The sequence below is a fragment of the Methanothrix sp. genome (assembly GCF_024518575.1).
Lineage (GTDB): Archaea > Halobacteriota > Methanosarcinia > Methanotrichales > Methanotrichaceae > Methanothrix_B.
On sequence record NZ_JANIHG010000004.1, the window covers coordinates 1 to 21,023 of the forward strand.

At 54.7% G+C, this 21,023-nt stretch carries 24 protein-coding genes; 13 read left to right on the plus strand and 11 right to left on the minus strand.

All coding sequences use genetic code 11. The features are described 5' to 3' along the window. Positions 1-81: 81 nt before the first annotated feature. From NQU42_RS01520 to NQU42_RS01560, 9 genes are all read right to left on the minus strand, one after another. A complete protein-coding gene (locus NQU42_RS01520) occupies positions 82-1,467 on the minus strand; it encodes a dihydrolipoyl dehydrogenase (RefSeq protein WP_296608468.1) in 1,386 nt (461 codons plus the stop codon). Between the two features lie 178 nt (positions 1,468-1,645). Continuing rightward, positions 1,646-1,789: a YHS domain-containing protein gene (locus NQU42_RS01525; RefSeq protein ID WP_296608470.1), complete on the minus strand. Its 144-nt coding sequence runs from the start codon at positions 1,787-1,789 to the stop codon at positions 1,646-1,648. A 15-nt stretch (positions 1,790-1,804) separates the two neighbouring features. Beyond that, complete coding sequence (locus NQU42_RS01530) at positions 1,805-4,213, minus strand: heavy metal translocating P-type ATPase (protein ID WP_296608471.1); 2,409 nt, start codon at positions 4,211-4,213, stop codon at positions 1,805-1,807. Continuing rightward, the gene (locus NQU42_RS01535; RefSeq protein WP_296608473.1) at positions 4,210-4,554 is read right to left on the minus strand and encodes an SHOCT domain-containing protein; all 345 of its coding nucleotides are present in this window, start codon (positions 4,552-4,554) and stop codon (positions 4,210-4,212) included. The genes NQU42_RS01530 and NQU42_RS01535 overlap by 4 nt, the downstream gene beginning before the upstream one ends. Before the next feature lie 60 nt (positions 4,555-4,614). After that, positions 4,615-5,106 carry a ferredoxin-thioredoxin reductase catalytic domain-containing protein gene (locus NQU42_RS01540; RefSeq protein WP_296608475.1) on the minus strand — a complete coding sequence of 164 codons (492 nt, stop codon included), beginning with the start codon at positions 5,104-5,106 and terminating at the stop codon, positions 4,615-4,617. A 3-nt stretch (positions 5,107-5,109) separates the two neighbouring features. Then, complete coding sequence (locus NQU42_RS01545) at positions 5,110-5,391, minus strand: glutaredoxin family protein (RefSeq protein WP_296608476.1); 282 nt, start codon at positions 5,389-5,391, stop codon at positions 5,110-5,112. A gap of 236 nt (positions 5,392-5,627) precedes the next feature. After that, positions 5,628-6,728: a cytochrome c biogenesis protein CcdA gene (locus NQU42_RS01550; RefSeq protein WP_296608478.1), complete on the minus strand. Its 1,101-nt coding sequence runs from the start codon at positions 6,726-6,728 to the stop codon at positions 5,628-5,630. Between the two features lie 45 nt (positions 6,729-6,773). After that, on the minus strand, positions 6,774-7,829 hold the full coding sequence (locus tag NQU42_RS01555; RefSeq protein ID WP_296608479.1) for a permease: 1,056 nt from the start codon (positions 7,827-7,829) through the stop codon (positions 6,774-6,776). Continuing rightward, the gene (locus NQU42_RS01560; RefSeq protein ID WP_296608481.1) at positions 7,830-8,147 is read right to left on the minus strand and encodes a metalloregulator ArsR/SmtB family transcription factor; all 318 of its coding nucleotides are present in this window, start codon (positions 8,145-8,147) and stop codon (positions 7,830-7,832) included. A gap of 171 nt (positions 8,148-8,318) precedes the next feature. Here NQU42_RS01560 and fpoO point away from each other — a divergent pair, with 171 nt between their 5' ends. From fpoO to NQU42_RS01575, 3 genes are all read left to right on the plus strand, one after another. After that, positions 8,319-8,492 carry a F420H2 dehydrogenase subunit FpoO gene (fpoO, locus tag NQU42_RS01565; protein ID WP_296608482.1) on the plus strand — a complete coding sequence of 58 codons (174 nt, stop codon included), beginning with the start codon at positions 8,319-8,321 and terminating at the stop codon, positions 8,490-8,492. A 64-nt stretch (positions 8,493-8,556) separates the two neighbouring features. Continuing rightward, positions 8,557-8,850 carry an OB-fold nucleic acid binding domain-containing protein gene (locus NQU42_RS01570; protein WP_296608484.1) on the plus strand — a complete coding sequence of 98 codons (294 nt, stop codon included), beginning with the start codon at positions 8,557-8,559 and terminating at the stop codon, positions 8,848-8,850. A gap of 89 nt (positions 8,851-8,939) precedes the next feature. Next, positions 8,940-9,500: an MBL fold metallo-hydrolase gene (locus NQU42_RS01575; protein WP_296608485.1), complete on the plus strand. Its 561-nt coding sequence runs from the start codon at positions 8,940-8,942 to the stop codon at positions 9,498-9,500. Between the two features lie 54 nt (positions 9,501-9,554). Here NQU42_RS01575 and NQU42_RS01580 read toward each other — a convergent pair whose 3' ends face one another. Continuing rightward, positions 9,555-10,808, minus strand: a complete 1,254-nt coding sequence (locus NQU42_RS01580) for a UbiD family decarboxylase (RefSeq protein WP_296608486.1) — start codon at positions 10,806-10,808, stop codon at positions 9,555-9,557. A gap of 231 nt (positions 10,809-11,039) precedes the next feature. On the opposite strand from NQU42_RS01580, the gene NQU42_RS01585 reads away from it, so the two are divergent. From NQU42_RS01585 to NQU42_RS01595, 3 genes are all read left to right on the plus strand, one after another. Continuing rightward, the gene (locus NQU42_RS01585; protein ID WP_296608488.1) at positions 11,040-13,205 is read left to right on the plus strand and encodes a tetratricopeptide repeat protein; all 2,166 of its coding nucleotides are present in this window, start codon (positions 11,040-11,042) and stop codon (positions 13,203-13,205) included. Positions 13,206-13,771: 566 nt separating this feature from the next. Continuing rightward, entirely contained in the window at positions 13,772-13,900 is a 129-nt protein-coding gene (locus tag NQU42_RS01590) for a hypothetical protein (RefSeq protein ID WP_296608490.1), read from the plus strand. Between the two features lie 5 nt (positions 13,901-13,905). Beyond that, entirely contained in the window at positions 13,906-14,115 is a 210-nt protein-coding gene (locus NQU42_RS01595; protein ID WP_296608491.1) for a MoaD/ThiS family protein, read from the plus strand. Here NQU42_RS01595 and NQU42_RS01600 read toward each other — a convergent pair. Next, the gene (locus NQU42_RS01600) at positions 14,090-14,506 is read right to left on the minus strand and encodes an ArsR family transcriptional regulator (RefSeq protein WP_296608492.1); all 417 of its coding nucleotides are present in this window, start codon (positions 14,504-14,506) and stop codon (positions 14,090-14,092) included. The genes NQU42_RS01595 and NQU42_RS01600 overlap by 26 nt on opposite strands. Before the next feature lie 602 nt (positions 14,507-15,108). Here NQU42_RS01600 and NQU42_RS01605 point away from each other — a divergent pair. The 7 genes from NQU42_RS01605 to argF all read left to right on the plus strand — a co-directional run bounded on the left by NQU42_RS01605 (position 15,109) and on the right by argF (position 21,022). Then, positions 15,109-15,861 carry a heterodisulfide reductase gene (locus tag NQU42_RS01605; protein ID WP_296608494.1) on the plus strand — a complete coding sequence of 251 codons (753 nt, stop codon included), beginning with the start codon at positions 15,109-15,111 and terminating at the stop codon, positions 15,859-15,861. Between the two features lies 1 nt (position 15,862). Further along, positions 15,863-17,233, plus strand: coding sequence for a heterodisulfide reductase-related iron-sulfur binding cluster (locus NQU42_RS01610; protein ID WP_296608496.1), 1,371 nt, complete (start codon positions 15,863-15,865; stop codon positions 17,231-17,233). Positions 17,234-17,431: 198 nt separating this feature from the next. After that, positions 17,432-17,899, plus strand: coding sequence for a hypothetical protein (locus NQU42_RS01615; RefSeq protein ID WP_296608498.1), 468 nt, complete (start codon positions 17,432-17,434; stop codon positions 17,897-17,899). 122 nt (positions 17,900-18,021) lie between these two features. Next, positions 18,022-18,480, plus strand: coding sequence for a (Fe-S)-binding protein (locus tag NQU42_RS01620; RefSeq protein WP_296608500.1), 459 nt, complete (start codon positions 18,022-18,024; stop codon positions 18,478-18,480). Between the two features lie 8 nt (positions 18,481-18,488). After that, the gene (locus NQU42_RS01625; protein ID WP_296608502.1) at positions 18,489-19,709 is read left to right on the plus strand and encodes a formylmethanofuran dehydrogenase subunit B; all 1,221 of its coding nucleotides are present in this window, start codon (positions 18,489-18,491) and stop codon (positions 19,707-19,709) included. After that, a complete protein-coding gene (locus tag NQU42_RS01630; RefSeq protein ID WP_296608504.1) occupies positions 19,710-20,087 on the plus strand; it encodes a molybdopterin dinucleotide binding domain-containing protein in 378 nt (125 codons plus the stop codon). Continuing rightward, positions 20,084-21,022, plus strand: a complete 939-nt coding sequence (argF, locus tag NQU42_RS01635) for an ornithine carbamoyltransferase (RefSeq protein ID WP_296608505.1) — start codon at positions 20,084-20,086, stop codon at positions 21,020-21,022. Before NQU42_RS01630 ends, argF begins: the two co-directional genes overlap by 4 nt. Position 21,023: the final 1 nt, after the last annotated feature.

The window sequence follows — 21,023 nt, forward strand, 5'->3', positions numbered from 1 at the left end:
TGAAGTCGCCATTTTAGAGCGTCTGGAGACACCCGCCTGATGGGCGGGAAGCCCATAGCATTCAGGGGCTGCAGATATCCTTTAGCTGTCATGCAGGTTCCCGAAGGCTCTCGCCACAACCTCGCTTATCGCCGGGTGGATAACCTGTGACCTTGCCATCGGCGTTACGTCCTGATTCTCGGCGTTCATCAGATACGTGACCTGCTGCACGAGCTCCGGTGCAGAGGATCCTATGACGTGGAATCCAAGGATCCTGCCGCTCCTCGCATCGACTATCGCCTTCGCCATCCCCTCTTCATCCCTCGCATACCCCATGGCCGTCTGTCTGTAGTGCGCACGCCCGACGAGTATATCATACCCAGCAGCCCTCGCCTGCTCCTCGGTCATTCCGACGCCAGCTATCTGTGGATATGTGAAGACTGCATGAGGCACCGCATGGTAATCCACCGTCGCCTTCTTATTTCCACCTTTGGCAGCGCTGATGAGGTTGTGTGCCACGATCGATGCCTCGTAGTTCGCGGTATGCCTGAACATGTGCTTTCCAGTGATGTCTCCGAGGGCCCATATCCCGGGAGCTGTGGTCTCCAGATGCTCATTCACCCTGACCCAGCCGGCTCTGTCTATCTCCACCCCACTCTTTTCCGGCTGGAGCATATCGGTGTTCGGACGCCTTCCGGCTGCGAGAAGTATCTCATCGCCCTCGAAGCTCACGGTCTCTCCCCTGGATCTGTCGATCGCTGTCACGACCTTCTTTCCGTCCTCCAGATCCACACGTATCGCCTCCATGTTCGTGTGGATCCGCATGTGTCTCGATAAAGCCCTCAGCGCCATATCAGATATCTCGTGATCCTCAGATTTGAGAAGCCGTGGGTTGCGCCCAACTATTGCGACATCAGAGCCCATCGCGGAGAAGAAGTGCCCGAACTCGCATGCGATGTACCCCCCTCCCAGGATGATCAGGCTTTCAGGGGGTTTCTCTAATGAGAAGACAGAGACGTTATCCAGATACCCGGCCTCGCTCAGGCCTGCAACAGGAGGAACAAGCGATCTTGCACCTGCTGCGATGACGATCCATGGAGCTGTTATCTCATCATCACCAACCCTGATGACATGATCATCGACAAAAACACCTGTGCTGCGATACCAGCGGAGCTGCTCCTCTTCCTCAATCGCCTTCTCCATCTCCCCCCGCTCGGTCTCTATCAGATCCCTCATTCTTTTCATGATGAATCCGAAATCTATCGAGTCGACGTGGGCCTTTATCCCGAGCCTGCTGCCGTCCTCCACAGCCCTCACGATATCCGCGGGATATATCAGCATCTTAGAGGGGATGCATCCGGTGTTGAGGCACGTCCCACCAAGAGGGCCGTGCTCGATGAGAGCCACCTTGAGACCCTCAAAAACCGCCCTCTGTGCGACTATGAGTCCGGCTCCGGATCCGATCACAATTACATCGTAATTATCCATAAAACACCCTCCTGGAGAGACGCGCTGCGAGGCGCAGGCTGTATGCCCGCATCATTGGGTTCAGACGCATGCCGCTGCACGCTGACCCATTCCTGCTATCAATAAGAGCCGGCGATGGCCTGCGCGATTCAGATTCTCACCGCTGAGATGATGCGCACTCCAGAACTCGGTATTTCTCTCAGCTTAGATATTTCTCCGGATCCTTATCGAACGCCCTTTTGCAGCCCGGAGCGCAGAAGTAGTACTTCCGGCCTCTGTACTCGCTCACAAACTTCGCAGTCCGCTCGTCGACCTCCATCTTGCAGACAGGATCTATCGCCATCTCGAACCCTCTGAATTAGTTTTGCGCATCTGGTATATACCTTTTGAGCATCAGCGAGAGCGACACAACCGTTACGGACGAGAGGGCCATCGCGAGACCTGCAAGCTCCGGCCTGAATACAATACCAAAACCCGGATAAAGAACCCCTGCAGCAACTGGTATCAGAGCTGAGTTGTAAGCAAACGCCCAGAATATGTTCTGCTTTATCCTGGACATAACCTTTCTGCTAAGCTGTATTCCTCTCACAACATCCATGAGATCGTCTCTTATCAGAACGATCTCTCCTGCCTCTATGGCTACATCTGTTCCTGAGCCGATCGCTATCCCCAGGTCGGCCTGTGCGAGGGCTGGCGCGTCGTTTATGCCATCTCCGACGAATGCGACCGTTTTGCCTGCCTCCTGGAGCTTTCTGACCTCAGATGCCTTCTCCTGTGGCAGCACCTCCGCATGAACCTCCTCGATCCCGATCTGCTCTGCCACAGACCTCGCGGATCTGATGTTGTCCCCTGTGATCATAACGACATCAAGCCCCATACCTCTAAGCTTCTCCACAGCGGCTTTCGCTGAATCCTTGATGGCATCTGATATCGCGACAGCTCCTGCTGCAGCGCCGGCGACGGAGACGAATAGCACTGTCTGACCCAGCTCCTCGAGAGCGCGAGCTCTCCCCAGCATATCATCAGGTATTCTGGTTCCCCGCTCCGAGATGAACGATCTGTTCCCCACAGCCACCTCAAGGCCATCCACACGGCCAAAAACACCCATGCCGGGGAATGCGTAGAAATCCCTCACCTCAGGTATATCGACCCCCTCCGAGATCGCCCTCCGCACGATCGCCTCGCCGAGGGGATGCTCGGATCTGCTCTCGACGCTTGCCGCCAGCCTGAGCATCTGCTCATCGCCCATGATCTCAGTGACCTCAGGCCTCCCCACCGTGAGCGTTCCAGTTTTATCGAATACCACTGTTGTGAGTTTGTCTGAGACCTCAAGCGCCTCACCGCTCTTGATGAGTATTCCGAGCTCCGCTCCTCTTCCTATACCAACGGTCACCGCGGTTGGTGTGGCAAGGCCGAGCGCGCACGGGCATGCAACAACAAGGACGGAGATCATGGAGGAGAGCGAGAACATCAGGATCCTGTCCTCAGGCAGATACGATCTCCCTAAGAAGTACCATGCCAGAAATGAGAGCATTGCGATTGAAAGCACGATGGGAATGAATACGCTCACGACTCTATCTGCAAGCCTCTGAATCTCCGGCCTCGATCCCTGCGCTTTATCGACGAGGTCGATTATCTGTGCCAGGAATGTCTCCCTTCCGACGCGCATGGCGCGCATCTTCAGAGCAGCGTTTTTGTTCAGCGTGCCTCCGATCACCTGCGATCCCGGTTTTTTCAAAACCGGAAGAGGCTCTCCGGATATCATCGACTCGTCGACATAGCCCTCGCCATCGATTATCTCTCCATCTGCCGGTACCCTATCACCGGGCCTTATCAGGATGATATCCCCTGGCTTTATCATCTCCGCCGGTATCTCCTTCTCGCTGCCGTCAACGATAAGTGTCGCAGTCCTGGGCTGGAGTGCGACAAGCTTCTTTATAGCGTCTGAGGTCCTCCACTTCGCCCGCGTCTCCAGGTACCTGCCCAGGTTGAGGAAGGATGCCAGCATCACCGCGGTCTCATAGAAGATGAAATCATGCGAGAGCACGCCGAACGTGCTCAGGACGCTGGAAACAAACGCCACGCCGGTGCCCATCGAGTACATCACGTCCATGTTCAGATTTCTGTTCCTGAGCGCCCTGTGAGCAGCTCTGAAGATGCCGCTGCCCACGTACACAAAGGCAGGGGTTGCCACACACATCATCACTATGCTCATGGTGTGCGTCATCGGCGCAAGGTACATGAGCGCCATGAGGAGAGCGCTCGCCCCGAATCCCACGATTATCTTCCGCATCCGCTCCCTGAGATCCCTGGCTCTGATCTCAGCCTCGAGGCTCTCGGACTCCTCGCCAACCACGCCCAGGTACTGATATCCTGCGCCCTCTATTGCTCTCCGTATATCCTCCAGGCTGACGACTCTGGGATTGTAGGTGACGTATGCCTTCTCCGTGCCGAGGTTCACAGTGACATCGGAGACGCCATCTATCTCGCGAATCGCATCTGCAACCGTTGATTCGCATGTGGCACAGACCATCCCTCCCACCTTCACGGTCGCTCTTTCGTTGATCACATCATATCCTGCATCCCTGATCGCACTCTCCAGCTCCGAGAGCTTCAGCCTGGCTGGATCGTACTCCACAAGAGCGGTCTCGCTACCCAGATTCACGCTGGCGCTCTCGACCCCCTTCTCTCTCAGAGCGCTCTCTATCGTCGATGCGCACGTGGCGCAGGTCATTCCGGAGATCCTGATCTCCGCCCTTTTCCTCATTCTCTTCCTCTTCTGAGATCCTCTTTCATCCTGAGGTACTCGTCTCTCGTCAGCTCGCCCCTCGCGTACCTCTCATCAAGGATCGACTCCGCGTTCCTGATCGAACCGCCCGTCTCATCCCTCTTCAGCAGGTAGATGATGAGAAAGAGTATTCCGATCCAAGGGAGAACGACGAGAATCGCCCAGAGCAGGCCGTTCATGCCCCTCGATTCGGCATCCCTGTAGACCAGATATGCTATGACCAGAAACACCAGCCAGTATCCAAGCATCCATATCAGGGGAAATACACCCCATGTGCCCCACCACATGGGCCCCCAGTCCATCATGTGATACGATATCATGATGCTTCACTCCGGAAACTGAATCTGCGCCCACCGGCGATGCGGAGCTGCGCAGCACAATCACATGAACCTCTCGAACCTCTCCCGCGAGGCCTTGCATATCGGGCATACCTCGGGAGGCTCATCCCTGGCGCAGAGATACCCGCAGACCCTGCACCTCCACACGGGCTTGGAGAGCCCTGCGATCTTTGGCTCGCCGACCTGCCTCTGCTGGGCGGTCCCCTGCCTAGATCCGCGCCTCTCAGGCACAGGCCTCAGCTCATCCTCTCCCCTCGCTACACGCTCGGAGACGTAAAGAGCGCAGTAGCAAGCCCCGTACTCCGTGAGATCCTGATCCCTGTAGTCGCAGGGGCAGATTATGTCCAGATCCTCCTCCCTGACGCCGGAGGGAAGCCTGCAGGGGCATGCCATGTATCCGAAACGCTCCATATTCGTCAGAAGGCCGCGGACGATCCCCATGACGAATGATCTGTCAGGGTTGAGATGGTATCCTGCGGATTCGGCATCTTCTTTGAGCTTCTGGTACAGTTGCTCCACATCCTCATCGCTCACCACTTATGCCACCCCTAGGGCGCTCTTTATCTCCTTCTCTCTGTATCCGACGATCACCTTCCCATTTGCAACGAGTGTCGGAAACGTGAGATTCGGATTGAATTTCCTCAGCTCATCGATCAGCCCTGCCCTCTCAGCGCCGCTCGTCAGATCCACGTAAACGTAATCATAGCTGACGCCGAGCTTCGAAAGAAGGTCCCTCGTCTTCTTGCACCACATGCACGTGCTCAGCGCATACAGGGTCACACCACCAGCATCGCGTCCATCGACATGCACCTTTCCCATTTCATATACCTCCACAATAATTTGAATCTTAAATCGCTCCAGCATGCGCCCAACCATCTCCCGCTTCTGGCGGGTGTGCATCTGGGTGATTGAAATATGGTGGGAATTCTCGGCATTAATATCAACTGTTGATGCCCGCTTGCATATTAAATCCATGGGCCGCGGGCTGAGAGCACGTTAGAATGTCCTGCCATACGCTACCGGAGTATGGATTCCCATGCTCATGGCTGGTGGTCTCATATAATCTCTAAGTAAATAAGCGGCGCGAGGGCGATCAGCATCACCCCTGTGATGATCCGTATCGCGACGCGATGCTCATGCCTGAAACGCTCGACGCTCTCCGGCTGCATGCCGAGTGCGATGGCTCCGCCCAGCAGCATCACTGGAAGAACCACACCGAGGTTGTACAGAAAGAGGTACACGAGAGCTGATGATGCGTAGCCCTTTGTGTAGAGTATGCTGATGATCGCCACGTAAACCGCTCCGACACAAGGAGCCTTGACCATGGAGAACAGCATCCCCAGGAGAAAGTATGCTGCGAGGCTCTGAGCGCCTGCCGCTGCCTGGAAGTACCCAAGTATCCAGTCAGTCCTGAAGAGAGAGCGCCCACCGGAGCCAAGACGCCTGGCGTCCTCGAGCTGCATAATCCCGAGCAGGATCAGAAGCGCGCTCAGTACCAGCCTGAGCATCGAGGCAGTATCGCTGTCCTGCATCATCCTGAAGAGGCCCATTCCGAATACTAAGTACACAAAGAGTATGCCGAGAGAGAAGAAGAAGATCATTAAAAGCAGATCCCTTCTGCGCCCCGCGCTTGATAGAACTGTTGTTGCAAGGAACGCAAGTATTGCGAGCAGGCAGGGGTTGAAACCCGCAAGAAGACCTGCTACCAGGACCGTCAGCGCTGTGGACAGCGTGATGCTCCCGAGTATCTCCGGCGGGTATGGCGTCTCAGACGAAACATTTGTATCGGCCCCGCCTTCGAGAGCAGATACTATGAGCCCCCTTAGCTTGGTCTCATTGCCGTCGTAATCCCTGTAGCCTATAACAGAGCCGTCGATTATTATCGACGGGACATCCTTGACCCTGAACTCCTTTATGATCCTGCGTCCATCCTCGCTGGTGTATGTGAACTCCTTGATCTCCACACCGTTGTAACCGGAGAGCACATCCTCCAGCACCCTGTGTGCAGCGGCGCATTTGACACAGCCAGGGGCTGTCACGATCAAAACGTCCTCGCATGCTGCTGGATGCACGCAGAGGAGGATAGCGAGAGCTGCAATTATCGTCCTCAGCAGATTGCGAACGGTGTCGCATGCTGTTCCAGAGCTGGGGGGCATCTTCTGTTACCTTCTTATTCGCTGCAGATTGTCATCTTGTGACCTTCAGGAGACAAGAGCTCCATAGATCATGCCGATGAGCGTCGAGATAAGCACGACCAGTGTGATGTACACTCCGGCCTTTCTCGGGCCTATGACCCTTGCGATCACTATCATATTCGGGAGGCTCAGCGATGGGCCAGCGAGAAGTAGCGCCAGCGCCGGCCCCGGGGCAGTGACGCCGGCGCTGTAACCGAATAGCGTTCCGACTATGGGGACCTCGAGAAGCGTCGGCATGTAGAGCACAGCGCCTATGATGGAGGCGGTGAGGCACGATATAAAGCTGTTCGAACCCATTATCCTCCTTATCAGATCCATGGGCAGGAAGTACCCGATCACACCCACCACGAAAGTACCGGCGAGGAGCAATGGGAAGATTCTCTTCGCAAGCCACCATGTCTCGCCGAGGAATGCGTGTATCTCAACAGGCGTGTAGTACCTCCACATGGTGTATGCAGCCACAAGTATCAGCGCTGAGAGGATCGCGATCTTCGGCTCTAAACTTATTGCGCTGGATGTCGCGACCAGAAGTATGGCGATGAGCACTCCTATGAAGAGAAGCGTGGTTCTGCTCACCGAGCCGTCTTTTGAGCTGGGGTTTCCCTTGGCGCATCTGCTCTTCCCCTCTGGAAATACAAATGACATTATCAGTCCGATGAGCACCGCCATCATCACAGCCGCGATGGCTCTTGCAATCCCGATATCCAGGCCCAGAACCCTGGCGGTCAGCACTATCGCCATCAGGTTGATGGCCGGGCCGGAGAAGAGGAACGCAGTGGCAGGGCCTATGCCAGCGCCCTTCCTCTCGATTCCCGCGAACATCGGGAGTATGGTACAGCTGCACACTGCAAGCAGAGTGCCGGAGACCGCTGCAACCGGATAGCAGAGCCATTTGGGTGCATCTGCGCCGAAGTACTTCAGTATTATGTCCTTCTTCAGGAGCGCGGATATCGCTCCGGCTATGAAGAACGCCGGGATCAGGCATGTCAGCACATGCGCAGAGAGGTACTCGAGGAGGCTCTCAATGCCCGCGCTCATAGCTGCGTAAATGATATCCTGCAATCAATCACCACCTGTCTCCACGAGACTGGAAAGATGCTCAAGAGCTATCGAATCCGCGGTCTCGAGAAGCTCCACTACCTTTCTGTTCTTTATGCTGTAAATCGTCCTGTTTCCCTCGATCCTGCGATCAAGAAGCCCCGCATTGTACAGTATGCTCAGATGTTTCGATATTGTGGACTGGGATCTCTCAAATGCAGGGAGAATCTCGCACACGCACCGATCTCCACCCGAGAGGAGCATGATTATTTTTATCCTTATCGGATCGGCGAGCGCACCGAATATGCGGACCTGCATATCCAGCCTTGGAACAGAGAGCATGGACTGGGCTTTGCGAGTGCTGTATATAAGATTATCGGAATATGGCGATATAAGAATAATCAGATCTCTGATTCCAATGTTGGAGAAGAACGCTACTGTAAAGCTTGAACTTCTCCCGCGGAAAGCTTAAATTTGTATTAGCACCAGCAGGTCTAGCAGGAGGAGTTCTCTATGGCAGACTGTGATCTCTGTACGGTGGCAAAGCCGACTCTGATACCGATAAAGGTCAAGGTGCACACGCTTGCGAATCCCGAGGGCGCATACAAGGGCGTTTGCGAGAGCTGTCTCGAGGCGCTCAATGCTGCATGGGTAGAGCGGTTCGGTCCAAAGGAGAACAAGAAGTAACAGCTGCGGGGGCAGTTGCATCTGGCTTCAGAGGGAGGAGAAGATAGCGGTAGTCCTGCTTCTGATGGCCCTCTCCTCTCTGGCCGTCGCTTACTGGGCCTTTGGCATATCTGGATCTGATGACGATATCTCTCTGAGCGGAAGGATCGTCAGCATCAGAGAAACCCGCACCGGCGGTCATCTCATAATCACGCTGGACACAACCCCGCTGCAGATATTCATCCCCGCGAGGGTCGCAGGGAAGGTCCGAGGGGGTCTGTCCCCGGGCGATCGCGTGCAGGTCAGGGGACGCGTCTCCGAGTACATGGGCAGAAGCGAGATAGAGGTGGGCAGGCCCTCTGATATAACAAGGCTGTGATTGCAAGCGCAGGAGATGTGGCGGATCTGAGGATTCTCGAGAGAGCGTCTCCATCGCCGTAATTCTTCGAACAGAATGGTGTCGTTCCCATGAGAATCTTGCTCGTAAAGCCAGGTGCTCTCGAGAGGGATGAGGCTGGAAACATACTTTACGCAAGCTCATCCGTGACGCTGATAATCTCAGACAGGACTGTGGTGGTGGATACAGGATCCGCTGATGAGAGAGAGCTGGTTTTTGATGGTCTGAAAAGATATGGAGCATCGCCAGATGACATAGAGATCGTGGTTAACACACATCTCCATGAGGATCACACAGGCGGCAACGATATGTTCCGAAACGCAGATCTCCTCTCCTACCATACAGGTCTCCGCGAGGGATGCATTCTGGCGCGGGGAGTGAGTGTCATTGAGACGCCTGGGCACACGCTGGACAGCATATCTGTTCTGTGCATGCCCGGCAGTGTCGTGATCGCTGGCGATGCTCTGCCGACCGCTGACAACTACATCAAGGATCTTCCGCCTAGAATACATGCGGACAGGGCTCTCGCCCTCAGGAGCATGCACAGGATCGCCGGCATCGCCAGGATCGTGGTTCCAGGCCATGGAATGCCGTTCTCGATTCCCGATGGCCACGAGGCTGAGCTCAGGTGATCTCATATCTGGCGATCATCGCCGTCCGGTTTCAGGGCTTGATTGTCAAATATCTCACCATGGTCGGGCCACGCGCCTGAACTTCCAGAGCCTGTCCAGCTTCGCGGTCGCATCGACCCCGACCTTTGTCGTTATCCCATCCACAGATCTCGGATCCAGCGTGCTTCCTCTCACATTCGGATACATGTAAATGTCCTGATCGCCGCGAACCCTTGTCGCGATCGCGTACTCCAGCTCTCTCGGATCGTGGATATCGATATCTGTGTCGACAACAAGCACATGCTTCAGGCTCCCGTGAGCTGCCATCGCGGCCTTTATGGCTTTCAATCCATCTCCCTCGCCCATCTTCTCTATCTGAACAACCGCATGGAAGTAAGTGCATCCGCCCTCTGTGAGAAGCACGTTCTTGACCCTCACGACCTTTGATGCCTCTCTGTATATCAGCGGCTCATACGGCACACCCATCAGCATCCTGTGCTCCCCACCTGCAGGAAGAAGCGCATGATAGATCGCGTCATCCCTCATCATGATCCTAGTGATCTCTATGACAGGCTCCTCTCTCACAAGATCCATCGTGCCAGTTATGTCCACAAACGGCCCCTCCTGGGCCCTCTTCTCTGTCAGGTACCCCTCCAGAACGATCTCTGCATGGGGAACCGGAACGCCGTTGTCAAGGGTCACGACCTCAACAACATCCCCGCGGAGAGCGGATGCATACTCGAACTCCTTGCCCTCAGGCACTCTTGTTGATGCTGCTATGAGAACGACGGGATCAACGCCGATGGCAATCGCTACCGGCAGCCTCCTGCCTGTCTCGATGGCTCTGGAGTACATCTGGTGTGTGTGTCTTCCCGGGACGAGCCTAGCGGCCAGCCTGGTCCTGTCGAGAACCATCAGTCTGTGAACGCATGCGTTGATCCTCTCATCCAGCCTGGCCAAAACCACGCCTGATGTTATGTACCGCCCGCCATCTCCTTTGAAATGCCTCAGCACCGGCAGCCGCGAAAGATCCGGCTCCAGGACGTTCTCCTGGAAGTGCGATGAGTCGACCTCTCTGACATGACCCTCATATTCAACAGCTGAGAGATCGCGCGCCAGGTTCCTGGCATCCATCCTCAGGGCGCGGGCGAGAAGCTCCCTGCTCCCAAGCAAATTTATGCAGCACTTGTGGCCATCTGCATTGTGGAAGAGCATCGGGCCCCTTCCGGCTGCGCGCATGGCCAGCTCATACTCTGTGGATACATGCTCGTGGACCTCCTCCAGAACGCCATCCGTGCGGAGATCCTCCAGGAAAGATCTGAGGCTCATGAGGGGGTAGTTGGCAGCATGCTTAATATATTCCCGTCCCTCGAAGAGCCTGCAGCAGAACACTTAATTTTATTTTGTTTATGGAAAATAGATATTACAATAATATAAAAATAATATATTCTATGTATTCTTTTTATGATATCGAATTAATTAAAATCAGTGTTGAAATATAATGTCAACAATCTCCTTCATTCAAAAACTATTTAAAGATATAACTCATTCGATATACTGATGGACCAATTAGTAGTGCTTCATGAGATATTCGAGTCATTCTCCAGGGGCACCGGCGCCCTCCACGATATCGAGCCCAGGGCGGTCGAGGGCAGATGCGCCAGCCTTGTGGTTAAGCTCCTGCGGAGCTGTCTCGATGGTGATATCGACGAGGAGACATGTCGCGAGCTATCCGAGTGCCTGAGCAACATCTACGAGCTGAAGAGGCTGGGCGACATTTGCCGGCGGGCGGGTATGCCGGAGATCGCGATGAAATGCTACTCGAAGGCTCTCTCCCAGGCTCAGGAGCCGCATGTGCGCTCTGTGCTGATGAACAACATGGGCCAGGTCCATGCGCTGAAGGGCGACCTGAGCAAGGCGATTGTATACTATAAAAAGGCGCTGGAGGGGTTCGAGTACGCAGGTGATCCGAGCAGCGCTGCCCATGTCATGGGGAACCTCGCATCTGCATACAGGCGTGCTTACCAGTGGGATCGAGCGGTGGAGTGCTACTTCAAGGGTCTGAAGGGGTTCGAGAAGCTCAACGACAGCTTCGGCGTCGCCCAGATGACCGGCTCTCTGGGAAGGGTATACGCTGAGATGGGCGAGAGGGAGCTCGCTGTGCTCTATTACGAGAAGAGCCTGAGGATGTTCGAGAACCTTGGCGATCGCAGGAGCGCTGCCTGGCTTCTGAGCCGTCTGGGGAGGGTCTATGCAGAGATGGGGAGATGGGATGACTCAAAGAGATGCTTCGAGAGGAGTCTCTCCATCTTCGAGGATCTCGGCCAGAGCCAGAACGCGGGCATAGTTCTCTCTAACCTCGGCCGCTTCTACCTCGAGAAGGGGGATACAGATTCCGCAAGGGATGCTCTTGAGCGCGCCCTGAAGTCAGTGAGAAAGGAGATGCTTCCCGTTTACCCTAACACGGTTGCAGCGCTAGCAGCAACATACAGCCTGCTCGCGCGCAGGTACGCTGATGAAGAAAATGTGAAGCAGTCGTCGCAGCTTTACTCGAGAGCGTCCGACTGCTTCAGCGAGCTTGCGCTCCATCCCAAGATCCTCCTATCCGAGCTGAAGGCTGCTGCAGGCCAGGCCAGATCTCTCTCATATCTTGTGAAGCTCCGCGCAGACCCGCGCGATGACGAGGCTGTCGCCCTCTGCGAGAGAGCGATATCAGCGCTCGAGAGCACGATAGCCAGCACCGCATCTAAGGACAGGGAGAGGGTCGCATCCCTTGTCAGGTGTCTGCAGGGGATGAAGGAGCTCTGGAGCATAGACCTCTACGCAACTGAGCCCTGGAGGATACTCAGCATGGTCTCTGTAGCCACCGAGTACCTGATGGGTGGCATTCGAGAGCTGGCCATGAGCCCAGGATCGTATAAAGAGATGTACGAAGCGCTTGTCGCCATCAACGGGGCGCTGGATGATGAGAGGCAGAGAAGAGACTCTTCGGCGAACCTGAGGAGGGCAGCTGAGCATCTCAGGGCATCACAGGTGGATGGCTTCGAGAAGATCGCAGAGACGCTCGAAATTGCTGGAAGATCTGAGCTTGTCCAGGGAATAAGCCCGTCTGACATACTGAACTACGGAGCCCACAGAAAGGCCCTGATGAGCATCGGCTGGGCAGCAGCGCAGAGCCTGCTCTCGGAGATCGACAGGACAGGATGGATATACGCATGGGATGAGTCCATGAACCTCTCAGAGATGGGTCCGGCGGGCAGGACCGAGCGGATAAGAAGAAAAGCAGAGAGCATCGCAGAGATAAAGGAGGTGCCTGTGGTCGAGATGGACTTTGCAGAAAACAGGAGCTCTAAAGCCGATGTGCAGCGAGAGAGCGCTGAGGAGAGGGCTGTTGTTAGCAAATCCATCGTGCCCGCGCAGACCATGCTCGTGTCAACCGTGGCACCATCACTGCCCGCTCATCCTGAGACAATCCGTCCTGAGATCACGCTGGAGAGTCCATACGTCATCGAGAGCTTCGCGGATTACGAGCATGAGGGCGCATCTTACGATGAGCTTCAGAGGGAGAGCGCGGATGCGAGCATCGATACCGGCCGTTCGGAGTCTGCCATCGGGACTAAAAGAGGCAATTTGAGGGATTCGCTCGCCGTCAGGATCCTGGTGGGGCTGATCGCGCTGGCCGGGACAGCATACGCGATAATGCATGTGATTCTAGGTGTGCTATGAATCTCTGTGTTCCCATGAAAACCCCGCATGCGACAAGCAGAGGCGTGTCAAAGGGATGAAAGCTTTGATGCAGTGTCAGTTCCGTCCAGAAACGCCCCGACAACAGGAGGTTAACCCTCCACGTCATGCTTTTCGCGGTAAGCATGAAGTTGGGCTGACCACCTGTGCCGGCTCGTTTCGGATGGTGTATCTGGGTTTGTGTAACTGTGCAGCATCAGTGATATGCTTCCGGGAGAGAGTGAAATATCAGGCTGGCTTTTGAGTCAAGCTGGGGGCGAAAGCACGCAGGCACCTCAGATCCAAATGGGATGCGCATTTCAGATACGGACACAGAAGCTCCGCCAGCAGAAATAATGGTGGAGAGTAGAATGGTGGGGAGAAGAGCGCAACGACCCTGGATTTACAGCGCGATCTGGCTCCACGATAACTCACGGATATCATCCTTTCTGTATCTGGAATAGAACTGCCGCCAAGCATAACGACCTATTTTATAGCAGCCATATTACATCGTCGATCCTTCAGAATAGGGATAAAACTTAATACAGTTGACAACATCCTACTTTCTGGTGGTGCTTGTGCCTAAGTTCAAGAAGCGCGAGACCGAGAGGAAGGGTGGCAAGAAGATGGAGATACTCGAGGAGAAGCTGCTGAAGACACATCTTGATGAGCTGAAGGGCGCAGGCGGTGAGGAGTAGAGGTTTTGATATCTGTATCCGTGAGGATATTCGCTGATGTTGTGGCTGAGAGGCAGCTTGTCCTGCCTGAGGGGACCTCGTACTACGAGCTTCTGGATCTCCTCGGCATAAACCCGGAGACGGTGGTGATCGCGCGGGACGGGACCCCCGTTCCGTTTAACGACGCGGTGCTTCCAGGCGAGATCGAGATCATACGGGTTGTGTCTGCTGGCTAGATCCCTTCGGGCTGAGCTTCGTGCTCAGCTCCCTCAGCCTCTGTATGCTTTCCATTATTTTTGCGGCTTCTCTCTTCTTCTCCTCCTCGAAGTGCTTTATGATCTCATCAAGGCTCACAGTCAGCCTGTATACCTTCATCGGCCTGCCCTTGCCGTCCTTCTTGAGCTCCCTCTCCTCAACCCAGTTGTTCGCTCTGAGAACCCTCATAGCAACTGAGACCTCAGGCTGTCTCAGGTTTGAGCCGATCTCGATCTCCCTGGACGTGGCCTCCTCAACGTTGGAGAGATAAGTTATCATGGCAGCCACATTTCTTGGTATGCCCACGGAGACCAGCGTCTCCACAAACTCGGCGTCCCTCTCATCGAGAACCCTTACGGAGAACTGCCTCATGCATATCACAATCTTCTTTTAGCATTGTCTATTGTTGTTATAATATAAATACTTTATTTTGTGCCACCATAATCTATATGTTAGTAATATTAATCTCAATTAGCTGTGTTGAATAATGTTTGAGAATCCGATATCAGAGGCCGAATTCATACAAATTTCAATTCCAGTAAAAATCGATAGCTTTAGACATTAGAGCTCTCAGTTATTCAACAAATCGTCTCAATTCGGCTCCACTATAAAGCTGAATTATGGTCGTGTGGTCTGCAACGAACTGTGTACAAGTACAGTTGGGATCGACATCGTGCGACGATATGGGAGTCATGTGGCTTCACCCCACTTCAGGCAGATCCATGACAGCATATTCCAGTTATTCGAGCTAAAGACCACAGCGCTGGAGATATCCCGGAAGGGGACTGCAACACCATCGCCTTCAAGTGTGTCTGCATGGTGCCTGTAGCTGGCGATTGCAGCGCGCTGGAGTTATTTAATGTACATCAAGATCCTCACAGCCCACTTGGAGGAATGTTTAAGTATTAGTGACAGGTAACTATTTCGCCGATAACGGCTGCTCGTAAAACAGATTTGGCGTAGGAGGAAATCAGATGGCGTTTTACACACTGGGCCTCACCTTCTCCATCGTGATAGCTTTGACAGTCGTTGTGCTGGCGATCTGGCTCTATGGCATGTACTTCAACTTCAAAAAGTGGGGCATTGGCTCCACAGGATACCAAGAGCCCCTCGCCCACAGCTTCTGGCTGTTCATTGCCACCTGGATTCATGAGGCATTCAAGGACGGAGTATGGGTATTTATAAGAACACTTATACTGGATGTGCTTCTCCTCAGGAGAACTCTGCGCAGAAGCCCGGTCAGATGGGTCATGCATATGGCTATCTTTTATGGATTTGTGACACTTGCCGCGCTCTCTGGTCTTGGCCTTTTCATGGATATTATAGAGCACTTTAACATTCTTGGCATGGCCCATGAGGCTGAGATGGTTAAGAAGTCTATGGAGCTGCCATTCGACATCTTTGGGTATCTGTTGCTCTTCGGATCAACGATCTCGATACTTCGCAGGATCCTCCTCAAGGAGGTCAGGGACGCCACAACAGCTTACGATGTGGTGCTCATCGGGGGCGTTTTCCTGATAACAATAACTGGATTCTATGCAGAGTGGATGCGTGGAAATGCATTCCTGGTGGGAGATGTCTTCGCAAATCCGGTTTATGCTCCACACTTCGCACTGATACACACGATACTTGCGCTCTGTCTATTCGCATTCATACTCCCGTGGAGCAGGTACCTTCACGTCATAGCAGCACCGATGACGATCCTCGCAAACAGAGGAGGCGAGTAAAGTGGCAGATAACAAGCCCAACAATAAGCCTCTCATATCAGGATTCCTGATGTCTACACAGCTCATGGAGCTGAACGCCTGTACGAGATGCAAGGAGTGCATGAACTGGTGTCCGACTTACGCTGTAAGGCCGGACAGGCCTGAGATCACACCGATGTACAAGATCGCCAAGTTCAGGGAGATGCTCGACAGTCAATATGGATTGAGAGCGAAGCTCTTCGGCCCAAAGCCGCTCCACGAGGACGAGATCAACAAGTACACGGAGGATACGTACTACTGCACGACATGCGGCGTCTGCGGCACTGTCTGTGAGTCCGCAATACTCACCGTTGAGCTCTGGGAGGCCATAAGGCCGAATCTCGTGGCGAGAGGCAACGGCCCCTACGGAAAGCAGTCGTTCTTCCCGAAGCTGCTCAAGACGGACAGGAACCCATATCAGGCGAAGCAGGAGGAGAGGCTCTGCTGGGTCCCGAAGGACGCAAAGGTCGATGAGTCCGGGAAGATAGCGTACTTCGCAGGATGCACAGCAGCCTACAGACAGCAGGCTCTCGGCGTTGCGACGGTGAGGGTTCTGAACGCGCTCGGTGTGGACTTCTGCATGCTCGGCAAGGACGAGTGGTGCTGCGCCTCAGCTCTCGTCAGGACAGGACAAAGGGACGTGATGAAGGAGCATGCTGTTCACAACATAGACGCTCTGAAGGACAGGGGAGTCGAGACCGTCCTCTACGCATGTGCAGGATGCATGAGAACGGCGACAATCGACTGGCCAAGGTGGTATGAAGGGTACATACCATACAAGAATGTGCCTCTGTCAGTATATCTGAGAGAAAAGATAAGGTCCGGAGAGGTGGATTACAAGAGAAGCATAGACTACACGGTGACATTCCACGATCCATGCCACAGCGGTCGACATCTGATGCACATACAGGGCAGGGACTGGGCGTTCGAGGCCCCGAGAGATGTTCTCCAGTCGATTCCAGGGCTGAAGTTCATCGATATGGAGAGGAGCAGGGAGTTCCAGAGGTGCTGCGGCGCTGGAGGCGGTGTGAAGGCCGGAATTCCAGACCTGGCGCTGGACTGCGCTGTGAACAGGCTCAGGGATGCGGAGCAGGTTAAGGCAGACATCATAGCGAGCACGTGCCCCTTCTGCAGGCGCAACATAATGGACGGCAGGAACTCCGTGAAATCTCAGATAAAGGTCCTGGATGTCGTGGAGCTCGTGGCAGCTGCGATGGGGCTCGATGTGACGATTCCGGAGAACCCCTACACCAAGTACCAGGAGCAGGACACCATAGTATGCAAGGACGTCTGCAAGCTGGAGACCGTGATTGGCAAGGAGGCTGGAAAGGATATCGTCGGCGAGGCCCATTAGGCCTCCTCCCATAATTTGTTGCCACAACGTTTTATCGCACACCGTCTACAAATGTCTGGTGGTGTTGAATCTCTTCTGATTGCTGCTGGAGTCTTGCCATCATTTGCATAAGTTCGTGACCATCTGTATGTGTGATCAATTCTCCACTCCAACCACTATAATCATATAGCCAGGGGGCTAGAGCTCGGTGGAGCAAAAATGACAGACATACCAGTACTGACCCTGTCAGAGATACAGCAGCGCGTTGTCGGATGGTGGCTTGGCAACTACTACGGAAGCATCGGATACGTTGGAAGAAGGCTCGGAAAGAAGGGCGTCAGGGAGTTCATGGAGCTCGGCGCAAGGCAGGTTGCTGCGACCTTCAAGCGCCTCGAGCTCAAAGAGCCGCTGGATGTGGCGGTGGCGATAGCGACGAATGAGAAGAACATGTTCGGCTCTGAGATCGAGGTGACGGAGAGCGAGGGATGTGTGGATATAAAGCGAGAGCGGTGTGCGATCCTAGAGGGCGCTAAGGCGTTCTCGAGGCTCGGGGCATCACTTGTCGCCAGGGAGCACTGCAGGACATGCTCAGAGACGCACTGGAAACTGGCATTCAGAGAGATGGGCATGAGCCTGGAGACCGAGCTCACTGAGAGCGGATGCTGTATGCGTATAAGAAAGCTCTGAGCGCTTTTTTTGAGATCGTGGCGCTCCAGATCGATGGGCCGAAATCAGGCCGTGCAACCCGTATCAATGGATACTATTATTACATATGTAATTCAGAAGCATTAGAGGGCAGGTGATGTTTAATGGTCAGCGCTATGGAGATCTATCAGCTAACACCAAAGCTGAACTGCAAGAAGTGCGGCCTTCCGACGTGCATGGCATTCGCTGTTGCCCTTCTTGCCAGGGAGAAGCAGATCGAGGACTGCACACCTCTGCTGGAGCCAAAATACGAGGCGAAGCTGAAGAAGCTCAGAGAGGTCATGGCGCCAATCGCAGGTGCAACAGAGACCGGGCTCATAATCCATGACGAGCGGTGCTATGGCTGCGGCAACTGCGTGGTGGCCTGCCCGGTGAATGTCGCAAACGACCCGAAGGGATCTGCGATTGGACTGGGGCCAAAGAGCGATAGGGTCATACTGGTCGTTGAGGACGGAGTCGTTAAATGCCTCAACCCAAAGGAGTGCAGGCGGTTCGGTCCGAACAGGATACTGTGCAATCTATGCACAGCGACCTGCCCGAGCAAGGCTATAGAGTTTGTCTAGGTGATCACATGGCTGTATGCACTGGATGCTCCCTTCTCTGCGATGATATCGAGGTCTCGATCGATGGCAGGAGGATAACAAAGACGAAGAACCTCTGCAGGAAGGGCTTCGGGAGGTACAGGTCCCTCAGCTCAGACAGATCTGTGCCGAAGGTTGATGGAAAGCAGGTTGGCATCGACGCGGCCATCTCCAGAGCTGCGGAGATGCTGAGGGATGCGAAGAGGCCCTTGCTCTTCGGCTGGTCATGCTCGACGCTGGAGGCCCAGCGCAAGGGCATCGAGCTCGCTAAGAGGACAAAGGCGATCATCGATGATACCTCGTCAATATGCCAGGGAGAGATCGTGGAGATGGTTATTCGCGGAGAGATCCCAACCTGCACCCTGGATGATGTGAGAAACTACGGCGACACCTTGATATTCTGGGGGTGCGATCCATCGAGCAGCCATCCAAGGCATATGTCCCGCTTCTCATACTTCCCCCGCGGGGAGAAGCTTCAGAGAGGGCATGAGGAGGACAGGACCGCGTTTCTCATAGATATCAGGGCATCTCCCACCGCGAAGATACTTTCTGGGAACTTTGTGCAGATTCCTCCCGGAGGAGATGCTGATCTCATAGATGCGATGCTTGCTGTCCTTGACGGGAAGATTCCCAGGGTCAGGGACAAAAAGGCCATGATCGCCATGATGAATACTCTGAAAAAAGCAGATACAGGCGTGATATTTCCCGGCCTGGGGCTCGCATACTCCCTCAGGGGAAGGATGGATCGCCTGAAGGCGCTGGTGGACAGGCTGAATGAATACACCAAATACAATGTCATACCGATGGTGGGGCATTACAACATGCGCGGGTTCAACCAGCTCCTCTTCGATGAGACAGGCTTCATAAACAGGGTATCGTTCGCTGACGGTATTGATCACGGCCCGATGTACAGCGTGGTAGAGGCGTCGAAGAGCTGCGATCTCGCCATGGTTGTGGGATCCGACCCGATATCATCGCTTCCAGCCGGGATCGCGAAGGCGCTCGCAAGGGTCCCGATGATAACCCTTGATCCGCACAGGACGCTCACCACCGAGCTCTCAAGGGTTGTGATACCCACAGCTCTATCTGGCATCGAGGCTGGCGGAAGCGCGCTGAGAATGGACGGAGTCAGGATCGGGTTAGATCCGATCGTGAAGAGCGAGTATCCTTCGGACGAAGAGGCTCTGTCGATGATCCTGGGGGCGATCTGAATGAAGGTAACGGTCGTGACATTCAGGGACATATTCCAGAGCGAGGCTCAGGAGCTCGACAGGTTTGGAGAGGAATACAGAAAGATGAGCGCTGTGGTCTTCCTTGATAAAAATGATGCCTCGAAGGCTGGAATAAAGGATGGATCGAATGTGCTATTGGAGAGCGATAATGGTAGGGTTGTCGTCGTGGCAAGGCTTTCAGAAGATTCGCATCCGGGTCTGGCCTTCATGCCGAACAGCCCGTGGTCAAATCGACTGATCCCAGCTGAGACGGATGAGACCAAGATCCCGAGCTTTAAGAACATCAGCGCGACGGTCCGCGTCACCTCTGATGGTGTTCCCACAGTTGAGGATCTTCTCAGGGAGATGGTCTCATGAGCACTCGCTCTCTGATATCGATAGCGGATCTCTCTCCAGACGAGATCGTGGCGCTGCTGGACAGGGCGGAGGATCTAAAAGCAGAGCGCGCAGGAAGGGGTGGGTGTGCTCTCGGCGAGAGAAGGCCTCTTGCCGGTAAGAGCTTGGCGATGATCTTCGAAAAGCCCTCGACGCGCACGCGTGTATCTCTGGAGGTCGCAGCCGCAGAGCTTGGCGGGCATCCGCTCTATCTCAGCGCAGGCGAGCTGCAGCTCGGGCGCGGCGAGACGATCGGAGACACAGCGAGGGTTCTCTCAAGATATGTGCATGGGATAACCGCCAGGGTCTTCTCGCACAGGACTGTGGAGGAGCTGGCAGCTCACTCGAGCGTGCCCGTGATAAATGCTCTCTCAGACCAGGAGCATCCGCTCCAGATCCTGGCTGATCTCATGACCATCAGGGAGCGCTTCGGCCGCCTGGAGGGTCTCCGGATAGCATGGATCGGGGATGGAAACAATGTGTGCAACTCGCTGATACTGGCTTCTGCCATGCTGAAGATGAGAATGATCGTGGCGTCGCCCAGGGGTTATGAGCCAAAGGGCCAAATATTAGAAAGGGCCAGAGAGCTCGGCGGCGTCCCCGAGATCGCTGCTGAGCCATCGGATGCAGCGCGTGGCGCTGACGTCCTCGTTACAGACACATGGATCTCAATGGGGGATGAGTCTGAGGAGGCAGAGCGTCTCAGGAGCTTCAGCGGGTACCAGATAAACCAGAGGATCCTCGAGATTGCCGGGAGGGAGGCGATAGTTATGCACTGCCTGCCGGCGCACAGGGGCCAGGAGATCACGGACGATGTCATGGACGGCCCGCAGAGCGCTGTGTTCGACGAGGCTGAGAACAGGCTTCACACATCAAAGGCTGTCCTCGAATGGATGATGGGAGGCAGGCCGCTTTAGA